Annotated in this window: 15 protein-coding genes and 1 pseudogene; 8 read left to right on the plus strand and 8 right to left on the minus strand. The window is 37.6% G+C overall.

The genetic code is table 11. The features are described 5' to 3' along the window. Together ACX0G9_RS23030 and ACX0G9_RS23035 are read right to left on the minus strand one after the other, a co-directional pair. Positions 1 to 829, minus strand: a pseudogene (locus ACX0G9_RS23030) (hypothetical protein); the annotation flags it as partial. 655 nt (positions 830 to 1,484) lie between these two features. Beyond that, positions 1,485 to 1,808: a helix-turn-helix transcriptional regulator gene (locus ACX0G9_RS23035; protein ID WP_459067321.1), complete on the minus strand. Its 324-nt coding sequence runs from the start codon at positions 1,806 to 1,808 to the stop codon at positions 1,485 to 1,487. Positions 1,809 to 2,220: 412 nt separating this feature from the next. Here ACX0G9_RS23035 and ACX0G9_RS23040 point away from each other — a divergent pair, with 412 nt between their 5' ends. The 3 genes from ACX0G9_RS23040 to ACX0G9_RS23050 are packed head-to-tail and all read left to right on the plus strand — an operon-like array spanning position 2,221 to position 3,218. Next, positions 2,221 to 2,628, plus strand: coding sequence for a hypothetical protein (locus ACX0G9_RS23040; RefSeq protein WP_459067322.1), 408 nt, complete (start codon positions 2,221 to 2,223; stop codon positions 2,626 to 2,628). A gap of 31 nt (positions 2,629 to 2,659) precedes the next feature. After that, positions 2,660 to 2,962 (plus strand): helix-turn-helix domain-containing protein, encoded by a 303-nt coding sequence (locus ACX0G9_RS23045; RefSeq protein ID WP_459067323.1) that lies wholly within the window; start codon positions 2,660 to 2,662, stop codon positions 2,960 to 2,962. 31 nt (positions 2,963 to 2,993) lie between these two features. Next, positions 2,994 to 3,218 (plus strand): hypothetical protein, encoded by a 225-nt coding sequence (locus ACX0G9_RS23050; protein ID WP_459067324.1) that lies wholly within the window; start codon positions 2,994 to 2,996, stop codon positions 3,216 to 3,218. Positions 3,219 to 3,480: 262 nt separating this feature from the next. Here ACX0G9_RS23050 and ACX0G9_RS23055 read toward each other — a convergent pair whose 3' ends face one another. The 5 genes from ACX0G9_RS23055 to ACX0G9_RS23075 all read right to left on the minus strand — a co-directional run bounded on the left by ACX0G9_RS23055 (position 3,481) and on the right by ACX0G9_RS23075 (position 6,638). Further along, on the minus strand, positions 3,481 to 4,134 hold the full coding sequence (locus ACX0G9_RS23055; protein ID WP_459067325.1) for a hypothetical protein: 654 nt from the start codon (positions 4,132 to 4,134) through the stop codon (positions 3,481 to 3,483). 30 nt (positions 4,135 to 4,164) lie between these two features. Beyond that, positions 4,165 to 5,163, minus strand: a complete 999-nt coding sequence (locus tag ACX0G9_RS23060) for a relaxase/mobilization nuclease domain-containing protein (protein ID WP_459067326.1) — start codon at positions 5,161 to 5,163, stop codon at positions 4,165 to 4,167. Then, positions 5,160 to 5,513 carry a plasmid mobilization protein gene (locus ACX0G9_RS23065; RefSeq protein ID WP_459067327.1) on the minus strand — a complete coding sequence of 118 codons (354 nt, stop codon included), beginning with the start codon at positions 5,511 to 5,513 and terminating at the stop codon, positions 5,160 to 5,162. The genes ACX0G9_RS23060 and ACX0G9_RS23065 overlap by 4 nt, the downstream gene beginning before the upstream one ends. Before the next feature lie 450 nt (positions 5,514 to 5,963). Then, positions 5,964 to 6,272 carry a hypothetical protein gene (locus ACX0G9_RS23070; protein ID WP_459067328.1) on the minus strand — a complete coding sequence of 103 codons (309 nt, stop codon included), beginning with the start codon at positions 6,270 to 6,272 and terminating at the stop codon, positions 5,964 to 5,966. A gap of 18 nt (positions 6,273 to 6,290) precedes the next feature. Next, positions 6,291 to 6,638: a helix-turn-helix domain-containing protein gene (locus tag ACX0G9_RS23075; protein ID WP_459067329.1), complete on the minus strand. Its 348-nt coding sequence runs from the start codon at positions 6,636 to 6,638 to the stop codon at positions 6,291 to 6,293. Between the two features lie 190 nt (positions 6,639 to 6,828). Here ACX0G9_RS23075 and ACX0G9_RS23080 point away from each other — a divergent pair, with 190 nt between their 5' ends. Beyond that, entirely contained in the window at positions 6,829 to 6,981 is a 153-nt protein-coding gene (locus tag ACX0G9_RS23080) for a hypothetical protein (protein ID WP_459067330.1), read from the plus strand. A gap of 85 nt (positions 6,982 to 7,066) precedes the next feature. Here the strand turns inward: ACX0G9_RS23080 and ACX0G9_RS23085 are convergent, their stop codons facing one another. Continuing rightward, entirely contained in the window at positions 7,067 to 8,029 is a 963-nt protein-coding gene (locus tag ACX0G9_RS23085; RefSeq protein WP_459067331.1) for a hypothetical protein, read from the minus strand. Positions 8,030 to 8,899: 870 nt separating this feature from the next. Here ACX0G9_RS23085 and ACX0G9_RS23090 point away from each other — a divergent pair. The 4 genes from ACX0G9_RS23090 to ACX0G9_RS23105 are packed head-to-tail and all read left to right on the plus strand — an operon-like array spanning position 8,900 to position 14,515. After that, positions 8,900 to 10,609 (plus strand): restriction endonuclease subunit S, encoded by a 1,710-nt coding sequence (locus ACX0G9_RS23090; RefSeq protein ID WP_459067332.1) that lies wholly within the window; start codon positions 8,900 to 8,902, stop codon positions 10,607 to 10,609. Then, positions 10,596 to 12,170, plus strand: a complete 1,575-nt coding sequence (locus ACX0G9_RS23095; RefSeq protein WP_459067333.1) for an AAA family ATPase — start codon at positions 10,596 to 10,598, stop codon at positions 12,168 to 12,170. The genes ACX0G9_RS23090 and ACX0G9_RS23095 overlap by 14 nt, the downstream gene beginning before the upstream one ends. Before the next feature lie 4 nt (positions 12,171 to 12,174). After that, entirely contained in the window at positions 12,175 to 13,041 is an 867-nt protein-coding gene (locus ACX0G9_RS23100) for a hypothetical protein (protein WP_459067334.1), read from the plus strand. Between the two features lie 4 nt (positions 13,042 to 13,045). Continuing rightward, on the plus strand, positions 13,046 to 14,515 hold the full coding sequence (locus tag ACX0G9_RS23105; RefSeq protein WP_459067335.1) for a class I SAM-dependent DNA methyltransferase: 1,470 nt from the start codon (positions 13,046 to 13,048) through the stop codon (positions 14,513 to 14,515). Positions 14,516 to 14,821 lie beyond the last annotated feature (306 nt).

A 14,821-nucleotide genomic window follows, 5' to 3' on the forward strand; every position in this document is an offset into this window, starting at 1 on the left:
AGAGCCCGGCCAGAGCTCCGTTAGACTTCATAAAATTCTGAAAGGCTGGCAGTTGATTCAGCAGGGATAAGGCTTTATGTTCCAATTTATCAGGAGAATTTAATAGATCCCGATACTCCCTGACCTGTAGACTATAATAGGCAATTTCTTTGCCCATGCCCTGCAACTCTTTGGTCAGACTTCCAGGGAGGTTACTATACTTACTAAGGGTTTGACTAATTTGCTCTTTTCGTTCCCGAATATATTGTTTGACTTGGTCGGCATCCTGGAGCTTTGCTTGTAAAGCCTGTAACTCGCTAACAGCGCTTTGAAGTTGTTCCTGTTTTAACCGAGAAAGGACTTTGCTGTCAATATTGGCACCGGAGTCACCTTGAATACCAAACCTACTTCCCGCCATTGTATCCGATGCGCCCAACAGTTGGAGATTCTGCTGTAAAAATGAAAGAGTTCCTTTCAGAGAGTCCGTATAGGGTTGGTATTCACCGCTGACTGACATGGAATTGCTGCCCGTATCTTGCCGGAGCTTTTGGGCCAGTGCAGCATATCGGTGGCCAGCATCAGCAAATAGATTCTTTGCCGCCGTCGAGTCAACCTTAATTAATTTCTTTTGAATGCGGGCCTCCCGTTTGGCTAATCGCGCCAGGTATTTCTCCGTTTGCTTCGTTAGTTGCTGGTTCAGGTCAACTGTCTTGTGCTTTACCCTATTAAATAACAAGGAAGGGAAATTGAGAATCTTGCCAGATGAAGATTCTTCAGCAGCTTGTCCATAGGAAAAGACCTGGCAAAGTAGCAGCCCAATAAACAGGCAGATGGGTATTCTGTACTGCATAGATATAACTTTACCGATACAAATGAAATCTGTTTATTTACTTACAGGTAGAGAATAAAACACAACATTGAAAAGAAATAGGCGTCCGGTCGGACATAACTTAAAAGGTGGAGAATAATCTGCCATATAGCAAACAGTGTGCTCGAATAGGTTCAAGGTCATGATAAAGGTGTCTTGGAAGATTAGGAATAATGATTACGAAAAAAGTTTGTAGGGCTTCGATAGTTCAAATGTAGAAAAGTTTTTTAAATTCTTGTTTTTTTTATTTCTTTATCAAAAAAAGGCATACCTCTTATTGACAATGCCAATTAAACTGCGTCACTTTCATTTAGCAGTAGCAACATTTGCAGAATGAAATATTTCTACAATTATGCCTAAAAATTCCAATGTAAAATAGGAAAAGAGAAACAATGTATAATTGCTTACAATATTTAATGGCATCTTTTTCATCTACTTTTTTTACATTTAGCATAGCGCGATTCAGTTTCCTTAAACTGATTCTGCCAGTTTCATTTGTCAACCAATTATTATATAATCGGAAATACAAAAATCCACAATAAAAATTAATAATAATAGCTACCATCCATTCTATGGAAATGATCCAGATCATTTAGTTCTAGTTAAGGACTCTAAAAAAATATCTGCCTTTAAATAATTATCTTTTATTCTTTCCCGTCCTTTTTGATTTCTCTGCCAGTTCCGCCAGAATCTTAAGATTTTTCTTTTTTTCTGCCTCCTCTATTCCAATAGTAGAAATGAAAAAATCTTTTAAATCTCTGTTTACGGTCAACGCTATCCGGAGAAAGGTTGAGGGTGACGGCTGAATCGTATTTGTTGCCCATTTTGAAATGGTTGTCTCCTTATAGCCAAGAGTAGCAGCAAGAGATTTGTTGCTTATTCCTTCTTCTTTCAAAACGGCGGCTAATCGGTTAATAATTAGTTGCCCAGACTTGCTCTTAGATCGTATTGATTTAGCCATTGAGAATATTAATTTGCTCTTGTAGACAAATTTATAAATACTCAAATCATTGATTTTTAATCAAAAATGCTCCCATTAAAATATTAATTGCTCTTGTAAAGCTATTTATCTATCTTTAGTAGCATTTTAAAAATAAATAAACTAAATTTTTAGCTATGACTTAATAAACATTATTTTGCAACCGCTATAAAAACATTTAAGCGCGTTTGCTTTAATTCTCGTCTTGAAACTGCGACCTTCAAAGACCACGAGAAATAAGGTAAATCGCTCACGTTCAGGCGTGGGCGTTCTTATTCGTGGTCTGGGTGTCGCAGCCCTCAAGACGGTAAGGACTAACCCACGTCTTTTTTATTTCTCCTCGGGTATCCTTACCAGTATTCAACAGCATTTTTAACTTTTAATTCAACGCTGTATGATAGGTAAGCCCATCGATATTTCTGCCGCCACTGCTAAGATCAAAAAAATCCTTGTTGATCCGGATTTCTTAAAGGAAGTGGGCAGAGGTGATCGTGTCCAATTTGTTATTTTCTTAGATTCGTCCTTCTACTTTTTTTATCATCAGGTTGCCAAGTTAACTGACCTCGACAATCCTGAAAAATTGTATGCCCTTACGCAAAAAATTTTTACCCGTATTTACGATAATCGATTAGGATTCTTGCTCCCCAAAAGATATTTAGTTGAAACCTTATTTAATGCGATGGAAGAGGAAATCTTTGACTATTATAAAACCAATGATTTTAATACGGCTACTTTCGAGAATTTGTTTAATCCGGTCCGTAAAGAATTTATTTCGCTGGCAAAAAATGAAAAATCCGCTTAATTATTGAAAGATGTATAAAACTGTAACTACCATGTACAATATACTTATGCGATTCCTTCGGGAATCAAGGGGCTTCACGCAAAAAGCTGTAGCGGAAAAGTTGGGCGTTAGTACCCACTTTTACCAAGAAATAGAGTGTGGCAAAATATTATTAACGGCCAAACAGGCAAGTCAATTGGGGGAGTTGTACCATGCCCATTCTTCCTATTTTTCTAAATCAGCCGGGCAGCTTGATTTTTTGCTGGCAAAAATAGAACAGGCAAAAATTCTAAAAAAAGATAATGACCGTTTGAAACGCCAACTGAAACAAGTTGGCATCATCATAGAGGAATGAACGTATCCTGTTACCCATCAACTTACCGAAAATGGAAATCAATAATAAATTGCTCAGTCATTTTGAATACTTTCTAGAAATTGTACCTGCTAGCCGGATGAAAACGGGGCTTCGGGTATTGCTAATGGTCTATCTCAAACATGAGCTGTCCGTGGGGGTGGAAAGCTCTTTTGGCGATATGGTGGACGACCTTTATGGTCTGTTTGAATTTTTGGACAGCATCGAACAACATTGCGATCAAGCTGAACTTTCTTAATCAGAAAAAAAATCGTTGCTTGAGAGAAAAGAAGGTAGGGAAAAGGAATTCACGGGGAGTATATTATTGCCCCCTTCAAAAGACGAACACGAAACTCCTGCCGAATTAACCCAAAAGCTCATCCGGGAACAAAAGCCCGGGCAATGATATACACCCTGTGAATTGCCAAAGCCGTTGCCGGGGCCGGGATCCATTCCCGGCCCCTCGGCTGCGGCCGTGTAGCTACTGCCGGGTTAGGTCTTCCCCCTTCACCCGCCACTTTCTATTGGTTCTTCCTTGCCTTGTTTTTGTTTTCCATGGCCTTCCGTTCTTCATTTAAAGCTTCGCCTTCCCCCTGTTTTTGCTTCAACCGCCGGTTTAGTTCTATTTCTTTTTGAACATCTTCCTCCCCCTGAATTACGCTATCCTTTAGGGCAAACGGACTTCGATATAGGCTATCCAGTTGAGATAAAGCTTCCAACAGGGCAGGATTACTTTTTAATTTTAGGTACCTGTATTTGGTGTCGTTCGCTTTATACTGGTCTAATTTCGAAGCAGTCATTAACCATCCCGAACAAGCCAGGCATAGCGCAAGAAACAATCCGGCGGAAATCCACATAATTTTCGGTACATGATGCTGATGTATAGTTGTAGCTGCTACCGGTTGGCGGAGCAGGTTTATTCCTACTGTCAATTTATTGGAAAATTCCTGTAGGTTACCGGTCGGGAATTGGAGTTTATCCAATGCGGTTTTTATATCCTTCTGGCCTGTGCTGATCCGGCGAATATCCTCTGAATAATTAGGGATATCGTTGATCAATTCCCGGATTCCGGTAATTTTTTGGCCTTGGTCCTGGATGGTGTGATCCTGCTGTTCTTGCTTTTTTACAAGCAATTCCATGAATACTTCATGGGATTGTTGGGCTTCCTGGTTCATATAAATAGATTTTTAAAATTTAAGAGATGATTAATGACGAGGCCGTTTTTTCTTTTTCTTCTTGCGCCGGAGGTAATCCGCGTTTGACTCTCCGCCTCCTGGGCCGCCCATTTCTTCCGACCGCATTAGAATTTGCGCGATCTTTTCCATTCCGGAAGACAAGGGAATACCTGGGGAATGGTTCACCTCTTCCGATTTAGTAAGGGATCGGGGTCGTATAGCCATCGGCTGCTTTTGGGTCGCTGTTTTATCCTGCTGCTCCGGCTTCTGCCTGAGTGTATGCTCCTGGGTCTGACCCTGCTTCTGCTGTTGGGAAAGGATCTTTTCCAGCCCGGCCAGGGAGAAACTTCGGTCTACCTGGCTACCCTTAAAACAGATCGTACCGATCTTAAAACTGACCCCCTGCTTTTCCTGGGTCTGCCCTTTGTACTTGTATTGGGTTTCAATTCCCTGTTTCAGCAGGCGGGCCTCCAGCTCCCGGAGGGCCCGGCAATACGGTAAGCTCTCGGCAATAGCCTGATAGATCCTGTACTTGTCCGCCTCCGATTGGCTGAGGGCTTCCAGGTGGGTCAGCTTTAAATCTTTCTTCACTGCCGGAATGAGTTGGTACTCGTCAGTTAGCTTTTGAGCAATCTTTTTACCCCGGAGTCCTATCCAACTATCCGAAATCGCGTTTCCGTTATTGTCCACCATGTTGGCCACAATATGTAAATGCAGGTGGGCCTTGTCCGTATGTTTGCTAATGGCAAACTGTGTGTTGACAATTCCCTGTTTGGCTAAATATTTCAAGGCGATCTCCTTTAGCAGGTCATCGGATGGGTTTTCTCCGGGGTAAAAACTCAGGATTCCATGAAAACAAGCCTTTTCTTTGGTGGGCCTGAGTTGCTGTTGATTCAAAAAATCTTCCGCCATGACCATAAAATCATGAGCCCGGACCCCTACCGCGATCAGTAATTCGGATCCTGGTTTGTTAGCGATATACCGGCAGGTGTGGTAAAAAGAATGGGCCTGAACGGGTTTACTGATCATGGTTGTAACATTTTCAGGATCTCATCTACTTGTTTCCGGTAACCTTCAAAATAGACCATCGCCCGGAGTACCCCTTCCTGGTGGCAGCTTTTCGCCAACTGGTTTAGGTTGTTGGCCATACCGATCAACTGCCTGACAAAATGCCTTTCCTCGTCCGTTAGGCGGGGTTTTATGGCGGCATGTATGGCGATTTGCCGGATATAGGCAGAAGTCTTTGCCCCGGCTTTAGCCGCCTTTTCTTTGATAATAAAATACTCGGGGCGGGTAAATCGTATGCAGGCCCGGACCTCCTTTTTGATCGTCTTAGCTGGTCGGCCAGCTTTCCTTTTTCGTTTGCTCACGGTTTCCATGACTCCTCCTTTTTTGGTTTTTGTATTTGTATTTTGTCTCTGCGACCAACGGGAGCAGAGCAAGAGCGTTGTTGTCGGGCCATTTTTGGCCGACAACAACACCGCTCGCCTTAAAATCCTCCAAGATTTTAAGGAATAACCGGCCTGGTTAGGGGCGATTTTTTTGGTCTTTAAATTTTTACCCTGTCGCGTTGGTGTACTCCATACTGCCCTTCTTAGCCTTGGCCTTTAGAAAGGGGTTCTGTTATGGGATCAACTGCTTTAGGGTTGTAAATTGTCTCTATCCGTTAATCCGGCTGTTTTTTGGCTGAAAGCAGGTTCCCGGCGGTTGATCCCTTGCGTATATCCCTGACCTTTCGGTTAAAAGGCAGCAATAAAGCATCGGAAAATTTGGCAGTGGGGTATCCTGGTTCCGGCCTACTACAGGTTTAGGATAGTGATAAATCCACGCTATCGAATGGCCTCCTGGTTAAAAATCTTTGGGCTGTTCAACCCATACCGGCGAATACTGTCCTTCAGATCCATCCACAATTGGATATTGTAATCGGCCAGCTCGGTGATCTCTTCCGGGGTCAGTCGATGGGGATTTGACACCCCTGCCGGAGATTTGGTATCAGCTTGCTCTTCCAGGTAGGAAAAAATATTCGGCGCTGACCCTTCGCCTATTTCCAACGATTTGCCGATCGCCATACTGTTACCGAATAACCGGATTTGTTTCCCACTGCTTAAAAGCAGGGTTCTTCTTTTGAAATCTGCCATGATTTGTCTTTTTAATAGTTACTGATTAGGTTTTGTTTCGTCCAGGGCAGGTCGTAAGAGTTGCTGAATGTCTTGCCAGAGGAAAAAGACTCTGGATTGAATTTTGAAGGGTTTAAGTTTCCCATTCCGAATCCAGTCATAAATGGTTGGCTTTGTTACCTGGAACAGGCGGCATACCTCAGCGATCTTGTAAAGAGGTTTATAGGTCAGTCCTGGGGTTTCGTAAGGTTGAGAAAGCGGCCTTTCCTTTTCCAAATTTCCGACCTCTTCCCGGATCATTTCCCGCATGGATCGCCAAAACTGTTCCGGTTCATAAGGGAAGAGCATAGGGGTAACAGGTACCCCGCTGCTGATTGTTTCTTTCATATTTTACTATTTTAGGGATGTAATATACCCTCGAAAACAGGGGTTTTTAAGCTAAGTATAGTTAATCTAAGGAGCCTTATTAGAAGGGCATTCCAGCCGATTAAAGCCAACAATTCTTATCCCATTTTCCTTTTGGTCCATGATTTATAACGGCTTAAAATACGGGAATCGGAAAGGTAAAAACCTTCAATTGGCTAAGGATGGCTCGGAACTGGTAGTGAATGGAGATAAAAGCAAGCCGGAAATAATAGAAGAGGATGGCAAAAGGCTAACGGTTAGCAGGACTAAGCTCCGTTATTCCGGGAGGCTTCCAAAAATAGGTCTGGTCATTATTTGCTGGTGAAACAAAAGAATAGGCCGGAAAGCTCCGACCTAAAAGAGGTGTTATCAATAATATACCTTCACCCAGAATGGTAAAAGGTTATGTTTTAATTGCCCAATATTTTAATTTCCAACTCTTTAAGCACTGAAATACCCTTAGGGTATTCCATATCCTTACAAAAATGAATGGCCTCTTCAAACCTGTTGCGCATTTCCGTTATTTTGCGGTCGCCCAGGTTTTTCCGTTTGCTGCTGGTTCCGGAGATCATTTCCAGATTATTCCGTAAACTTCCCCGGTCAACTCCATACAACCTTTGCAATAACTGAGCGGTTTGGTCGCTACCCTCTATATTTAATCCGGAAACTTTAGCCCATGCGTAATAAACAAGGGTTAGGGCGAAATTGGACAATTGCATCTGACGGCATTTCCGTATTTCCTCCTGTTGCTGCTCAACTAACGCTTTTTGCACCGCAACCTGATCCTGAAAATGTCTTTGCGTTCTCTCCTGCTGCTTCATCATGCGCGTTTCCTGGTCGGCCAATTTGTGTTGCAACTCTACGTGAAATACCTCTTGTTGTTTTACGGATTGCTCATGCAAATCGCGCTGAAACATTTGCTGCTGTAGGGCGATCTGTTCCTGTTGAGAAGATATTTGTTCGCGTAGGTGTGCAATTAATTCCTGTTGTTGTAGAGCTTCATAGCCCGTGCGAATCGCATTTAATTTAGGGAGAAAATCAGCCGTAAAATTAGGAAGGTAATGAGAAATAAGCAAGACCAGAAAGCTAAACATCCCTACAATAAGAACCGGCAACAAAAAAAAGCGATCAATCCGGTGGTGAAATAATAGGGCGACAAACATGGCTATTCCAAACATGGCCATAAAGTGACCTACTACATGCTTAAACCAATACGCGGAGATTAATTTTTGCCGGGTGGAATCCGTACCCCACCCAAGAATGATTTTTTGTTGCTGGCTATGCGTACTCGCAAAGGTTGTTCGGATGCAACCGATTTCTAACGGCCGATCAAAGGCGAGATAAGTTTGTATCTTTTTCACAGTGTCTTTCATCACGTTTAGTTTTCTTTAAATTTACGACTTTTAATGAAAAGCAGGAACTAGGAGAATTGAAAATAAGCATATTAGCTCTATTATCTTTATTTAATTTAGTCTGGGCTTGGGTAGAAAATTAAGCGTATTAAAATAGGTTAAACTAAGTTAAAGAAGACTAACAAAAAGCAAGAATATAATAATTGAATCAATCTAAGCTCTTATCGCCAAATTTTCGTGCAATTGGCAAAAAGCTATTGTTTTACACCCACAACAACATTACAATTTACTAAAATATATTATCTTAGCCGTCAAAAAGGAAATTCTTTTGAAACAAAGCCATTTGCTACAATTAGTGTAGGAACAGCTATGAACTTTTTCAGTCATGAATATACTAGAAATAAATTTCTTTTCCGAAAAGGGCATCAAAATGATGCTAGTTTACCAATTATTACACGAGATTGGAGAATCAGGAAAATAATATCATATTATATTATTAAGAAATACAAGAATTTCAATGAAGTGGAATTGTCTGTTTATGGGAACCACAAAAAATGTAATTTTATTAACCCCTGGAAAATAGGGCATGGTTTAGGGTCTTTTTGCAAAAGCATATACTTGAAACCAATCTACCTGTTTTAAGAATTTAGTAAGATTTTCAAGAAAATATTTAAAAGTCATAGATCACCCTTATAATATGTTTCCAAAAAAAAATTAGCAGCTATTTCTGCTATTTTTTTTTCGTACTAATATTAAAAAATAGCCCTGTTTCATTTACAGTAGAGTGCTGAGAAACTGACGGTGCGCAACTAGAAGTGTATATTTAGAATTAAAAACTAAATTTTAGACAAGACTATCATTAAAATTTTTAAATAGAGTATCAGACCAAATATGAAAGATGACAATCTCATACCAGATAATTGGGAAACAGTCAAAATTGAAGATATAGCTTTAAAAATACATTATGGATACACAGAAAGTTCTACCAAGACAAATACTGGTATTAAATTTTTAAGAATTACTGATATTCAGGATTATAAAGTGAATTGGAGTGAAGTTCCTTATTGCAAAATTGATCCTTCCGATGCTAATAAATATCTATTGGAAGAGGGCGATTTATTATTTGCTCGTACCGGTGCTACTGTTGGTAAAAGTTTCTTAATCCAAGGAAAAATCCCTAAATCCATTTTTGCATCTTATCTAATAAGAATAATATTATCAAAACATATTTATTCAAAATATGTTTTTTATTTTTTTCAATCTGCGGATTATTGGAAACAAATCGGGGTAAAAGCCGTGGGAATCGGCCAGCCAAACGTAAATGGTAAGCTTTTAGCTAATATAACGTTACCTCTCGCTTCAAATAATGAACAAAAAAAAATTGTAGAAAAAATTGAAGAAATATTTAGCGATTTAGATCAAGCAGAATTGGCCTATTTAAAAATTTTAAGTCAGCTAAAAGTATATAGACAGTCAGTATTAAATAGTGCCTTTAGTGGCGATTTAACAGAAGATTGGAGAAATGCAAATAATTCAATTATCTCATCAACTGATTATTTAAAAAAAGTCTTAGATAAACGTAAGCATGATTATGAAAAATTAATTAAAGACAAAAAAAAAACCAGAGTTGAAAAAAAACATTATGATTTTAGTTACAATCAAAATGATAAAATTCCTACTTGGGCAACAGCAAAATTAGATGGGCTTATTACAATTGCTGCACGTATAGGGTGGAAAGGATTAAAAAAGGAAGAATATACAAAAAAAGGCCCTTTATTTCTTTCTGTCCATTGCTTAAATTATGGAAAGTATGTAGCATTTAAGGATGCATACCATATTAATGAAATGCGATATGAAGAAAGTCCTGAAATACAATTAAAAAATAACGATATTTTGCTATGTAAAGACGGAGCAGGTATCGGTAAAATAGGGATGATTAGGCAATTGCCGTATAAAGCAACTGTAAACTCATCGTTATTAATTATCAGGGGGAATGAAATTTTTATTCCTGACTTTTTATATTACCTTTTCAAGGGGCCTCAATTGCAAGCAATTGTAAGTGAGAGAATTTCGGGGAGTGCTATACCGCATTTATTTCAAAAGGATATTAAAGAATTTATTTTAAATATTCCACCGATTGTTGAGCAGCAACAAATTGTTCAAGAAATTGAATATCGGTTTACGATTGCAGATAATTTAGAAAATACAATAAAAATAAATCAACAACGAGCACAAACCTTTCGACAAATAATTTTAAAGAATGCCTTCAAAGGGAAATTGATTGAACGGCACACATCATCCGAATCTGCTCATTCGTTACTTGAAAAAATTACAATAGAAAAAGATTTTTATATGTCGATTCAAAAAATTACTCCAAAAAAGAAGCCAAATAAAAAAAAGGTAATTAAAGACAATATAAGTATAATGGATATTTTAAAAAATGCATCTTCACCTCTACCTGCAGATGAAGTATGGCTTCAGTCCGAGCATAAAGATAATATTGAAAACTTTTATGCAGCCCTAAAACAAATTCAGAATGAAGTAACAGCAGTAAAAAAAGGCACTCAATCACTTTTATCCTTAAAAAATGAGAATAGATAAAATTCATATACAATCTCAATTCAAGAACCTCAAAGATTTCAAAATTGACATTGACGAAAAATCAATGGAAACCGTTCTTATTGGATTGAATGCAACCGGAAAGTCTAATTTCTTTGAGGCATTGATAATTATATTTAGGGATCTTGACTTAGATCGTGAACCGGAACCAGCCTTTGACTATTTCATAAAATATACATGTAAAGGTAATAAGATTGAAATCCTGTACACTCAAAATGATGGGTACACCTTTGTAATTAACGAAAATAAACTGCGAGGGAAAGCAGATTTCTTTAAAAATAAAGATGAATATTTACCAAGGCACATTTTTATTTATTACTCTGGCATTAGCGAAAGGCTAAAAGATTTGTATTCAGAACATGAAAAAAGATATTATTCTGAAATTATTAAAGATGATGCCAAGTACGAAAAATTTGATCGCATTAGGAGAATTTTTTTAGTTCAAAATATACATGCAAATTTTGCTCTTATTGCTTTTTACATGTTTAGAGATCGCGAACAAGAAACGATTGATTTTCTAAAGAAGGAACTGAAAATCTACGATTTTGGATCTGCTCTCTTCATATTAAAACAACCTGAATGGTCTAAAGTCAAGAAAGAGGCTGACCAGTTTTGGAATGCTAAAGGATTGGTAAGACGATTTATTGAAGATTTGTGGTTGTTTTCTTTGGCACCAATTTACCATGAGCAAAGGGTAAGTACTAACTATAAAAAAGCAGAAACACTTCATTTATTATATTTATTTTTAAGCGATAAAGAAAGTTTTCAAAGTCTAGTAGATTTAAAATATTCTGATAAAATTCAGTTGTTCAATGCTTTAGAAAGTATTCACATTTCAGATCTTTTATTTGATGTAAAAATAAAAGTTTGGAAAGAAAATGTACAAGGCGAACTGGCAATGGGTGAATTAAGTGAAGGTGAAAAGCAATTACTGACGGTTTTAGGATTATTGAAATTCACAAAAGATGAAGAATCACTTATCCTTTTGGATGAACCAGATACACATTTAAATCCATTATGGAAATGGAAATATCTCGAGTATATCGATCAAGTTGTAAAACGACCTGAATCCACTCAAATAATTTTTTGCACCCATGATCCACTAGTGATAGGCAGCATGGAAAAATCACAGGTAAGAATTTTTTCAAAAGATAAAAAAGGAATTACTTCAGTTATTGAGCCAGACATTAGCCCAAAAGGGTTAGGTGTTGCGGGCATATTAACAAGTGAATTATTCGGATTAGCAACAACGTTGGACAAAGAAACTCAAGAGAAGCTAAACAGGAAACGATATTTGCAAGGAAAATTAAACAGAGATGGTCTTTTAAAAAAAGAGCATGAAGAGTATCAAACTTTAAAAAAAGTTTTAGATAATTTAGGGTTTTATGACCAGACAAATGATGAGCTGTATAATATGTTTCTAGAAGAAGTATCTAAAAATAAATTATTCCAAAAAGTTGAATTCTCAAAGGAAGAGAAAAGGCAAATTGAAGATGAAAGTAAGTTGGCAATTGAAACTATCTTAAAAGCAAAAAAACAATAATTGCATGAGATTCATCGACATTAGCCGATTAAAAGACTTTATGGGAACACAAAAGTATTCCACTTGGACAAAGAAAGCTAAGATGCATCTTTCAGAACTAAGAATTCTGGACAAAAAAGAGCGATCTCAGTATCTTTCTAAACATGGAGACTGGACTGAGCTATATAAATACTTATCTTTTCTATCTGAGCATAAATGTTGGTACACCGAGGCTCCTGAGAATTCTGGTGAGTGGGAAATAGACCATTTTAGACCCAAGAACAGAGCTAAAAATCTTGATGGAACCATTTATTTGCCGGATGGCTATTGGTGGCTGGCTTACGAATGGTTAAATTATCGTTTGGCTGGTAGTTTCATAAATAAAAGGCGGAAAGATAAATTTAATCCAAGCGAAGAAATACACGGAAAGGGTGATTATTTTCCAATTGATTTATCTTCATGTATCGCGTGTAGTGTTGACGGCGATTTGGATGACGAAGTCATATACTTGTTAGATCCAACTTCATTTCGAGATACCACTCTTATTTCCTTCGACAAGGATGGTAAGCCTATTCCTAATTACCCCCCAGGCACTTTCGAGGAAAGAAAGGTTGTTGTGTCAATTGATTTCTTAAATCTCGATACAACTGTGTTGAATAGAAACCGAAAAGAAGTTTGGGAAAATACAGAAAAAGAGATAATCGAGGTAAGCAAGAAACTTAAGAGTTCGACGAACCAAGCGTTGCGAAATAAAATTTATAACGATTCATTTATAAAACTGAAACAATTAACTTCCCGGAAAAAGCCATATTCTTCAGTGGCACTAAATTGTCTTTCTGCAAATCAAAATGACAATCCCTGGATAATTAGCATGTTACCACACTTAAATTAATAAAATGTCTACAAATACATTGGTTGCAAAGATATGGTCATTTTGCGATACACTCAGGGACGACGGTGTTAGTTACGGAGATTATCTTGAACAAATTACGTACTTGCTTTTCTTAAAAATGGCAGATGAATACGAAGATGTTCAATATAAAAATCAATTTAAGATTCCAATAGACTGTAATTGGCAAATCTTATTGAAATCCAAGGATGATTTTCTCATAAGTACCTACAGCGACATTTTGAAGAAATTGGGAAAGGTTGGTGGAATGTTATCAAAAATATTTGACGGCGCACAAAATAAAATTAACGATCGCTATAAATTAAGGAAACTTATTGAGCTAATTAATGAAGAAAATTGGATAAATGAATCTGTTGACATTAAAGGGGAGATTTATGAGTCTTTATTGCAAAAAAATGCTGAAAGCAGCGGCGCCGGCCAATATTTTACCCCACGCCCTGTTATTGAGGCCATGGTAGAATGTATAAGGCCGCAACCAGAAGAGACAATAGCGGATCCTTCATGCGGTACCGGTGGTTTCTTTTTAGGAGCTTTAAATTACATTCATGCGAATAACAAAAAGCTTTCGCTTAAGCAAAGCAATTTTTTGAAATTTAAAACATTTCATGGATGGGAAATAGTCCCTGCAACAGCTAGATTATGCCTAATGAATTTATTTTTGCACGGAATTGGAGATTTGCAAAAGACTCCTGATATTGAAATTACAGATAGTTTAAAGGAATCTCTTAAAGAAAAATCGGATATTGTGTTAGCTAACCCTCCATTTGGGAAGACTAGTAGCGACATAGCAACTAATGATGAAAAAAGAGCAAAACAAGAAGGCTTCCATTTACGCAAAGATTTTTGGGTAACAACCGGGAATAAACAATTAGCATTCTTGCAGCATATAATAACAATGTTAAATCCAGAAAATGGTAGGGCTGCTGTTGTTCTTCCTGACAATGTTTTGTTTGAAGGTGGTTCTGGAGAAATCATTCGAAAGAAATTGATAGAGGAAGTAAACCTACATACCATTTTGAGATTGCCAACAGGTATATTTTACGCACAAGGAGTTAAAGCAAATGTCTTGTTTTTTAATATAAGTAAGAATCGTAGAGGACCCGCAACGAAGGAAATATGGTATTATGATTACAGGACTAATATTCACCATACACCAAGAAAAAACCCTTTACAATATGAAAGTTTGAAGGATTTTGTTAAATGTTATATGGATGGGGATTTAAAAAAACGAAAGGAAAATTGGAATGAAGCTGACCCGAATGGACGTTGGAGAAAATTCACTTACAAGGAGGTCCTAGCAAGAGATAAGACTAATCTTGACATTTTCTGGCTAAAGGATGATAATTTAATCGATTTAGATAAATTACCCGATCCCGATCAACTAATCAATGAAATTATTGAAGACCTTGAAAGTGCATTAGTGAATTTCAGGAACATTAGGAGTTCATTATTATAATTTCCGAAACAAAAGAGGTTTTTTACCTCTATTAGAATTAAGATAGAGCCCTCACGTATAAATTCAAATAAGTCTAAAACATCCATTGTATGACTTTGAATACCTCAATCATTTGTTAACTTTAAATTCCTGAAAAATCAATACAGAACTCCAGATAAGTATTATATTTGCACGTTAAGAAACTGGAAACAGCCTAAGTAAGACTAGGAGAATAAAGCGTATTTCGTGTAGTTGTCTGGCTTAAAAATCTTAATTATCTGACAATCAAAATATTCCGGAGATAGTTCATATCCCTCTCTCTCCGCA

The organism is Flavitalea flava (assembly GCF_054461575.1).

Excerpts from the sequence above, each read along its gene's own strand:
- ACX0G9_RS23035 (WP_459067321.1), bottom strand. The coding sequence starts at position 1,808 with ATGGCTAAATCAATACGATCTAAGAGCAAGTCTGGGCAACTAATTATT.
- ACX0G9_RS23040 (WP_459067322.1), top strand. The coding sequence starts at position 2,221 with ATGATAGGTAAGCCCATCGATATTTCTGCCGCCACTGCTAAGATCAAA.
- ACX0G9_RS23045 (WP_459067323.1), top strand. The coding sequence starts at position 2,660 with ATGTACAATATACTTATGCGATTCCTTCGGGAATCAAGGGGCTTCACG.
- ACX0G9_RS23050 (WP_459067324.1), top strand. The coding sequence starts at position 2,994 with ATGGAAATCAATAATAAATTGCTCAGTCATTTTGAATACTTTCTAGAA.
- ACX0G9_RS23055 (WP_459067325.1), bottom strand. The coding sequence starts at position 4,134 with ATGAACCAGGAAGCCCAACAATCCCATGAAGTATTCATGGAATTGCTT.
- ACX0G9_RS23060 (WP_459067326.1), bottom strand. The coding sequence starts at position 5,163 with ATGATCAGTAAACCCGTTCAGGCCCATTCTTTTTACCACACCTGCCGG.
- ACX0G9_RS23065 (WP_459067327.1), bottom strand. The coding sequence starts at position 5,513 with ATGGAAACCGTGAGCAAACGAAAAAGGAAAGCTGGCCGACCAGCTAAG.
- ACX0G9_RS23070 (WP_459067328.1), bottom strand. The coding sequence starts at position 6,272 with ATGGCAGATTTCAAAAGAAGAACCCTGCTTTTAAGCAGTGGGAAACAA.
- ACX0G9_RS23075 (WP_459067329.1), bottom strand. The coding sequence starts at position 6,638 with ATGAAAGAAACAATCAGCAGCGGGGTACCTGTTACCCCTATGCTCTTC.
- ACX0G9_RS23085 (WP_459067331.1), bottom strand. The coding sequence starts at position 8,029 with ATGAAAGACACTGTGAAAAAGATACAAACTTATCTCGCCTTTGATCGG.
- ACX0G9_RS23090 (WP_459067332.1), top strand. The coding sequence starts at position 8,900 with ATGAAAGATGACAATCTCATACCAGATAATTGGGAAACAGTCAAAATT.
- ACX0G9_RS23095 (WP_459067333.1), top strand. The coding sequence starts at position 10,596 with ATGAGAATAGATAAAATTCATATACAATCTCAATTCAAGAACCTCAAA.
- ACX0G9_RS23100 (WP_459067334.1), top strand. The coding sequence starts at position 12,175 with ATGAGATTCATCGACATTAGCCGATTAAAAGACTTTATGGGAACACAA.
- ACX0G9_RS23105 (WP_459067335.1), top strand. The coding sequence starts at position 13,046 with ATGTCTACAAATACATTGGTTGCAAAGATATGGTCATTTTGCGATACA.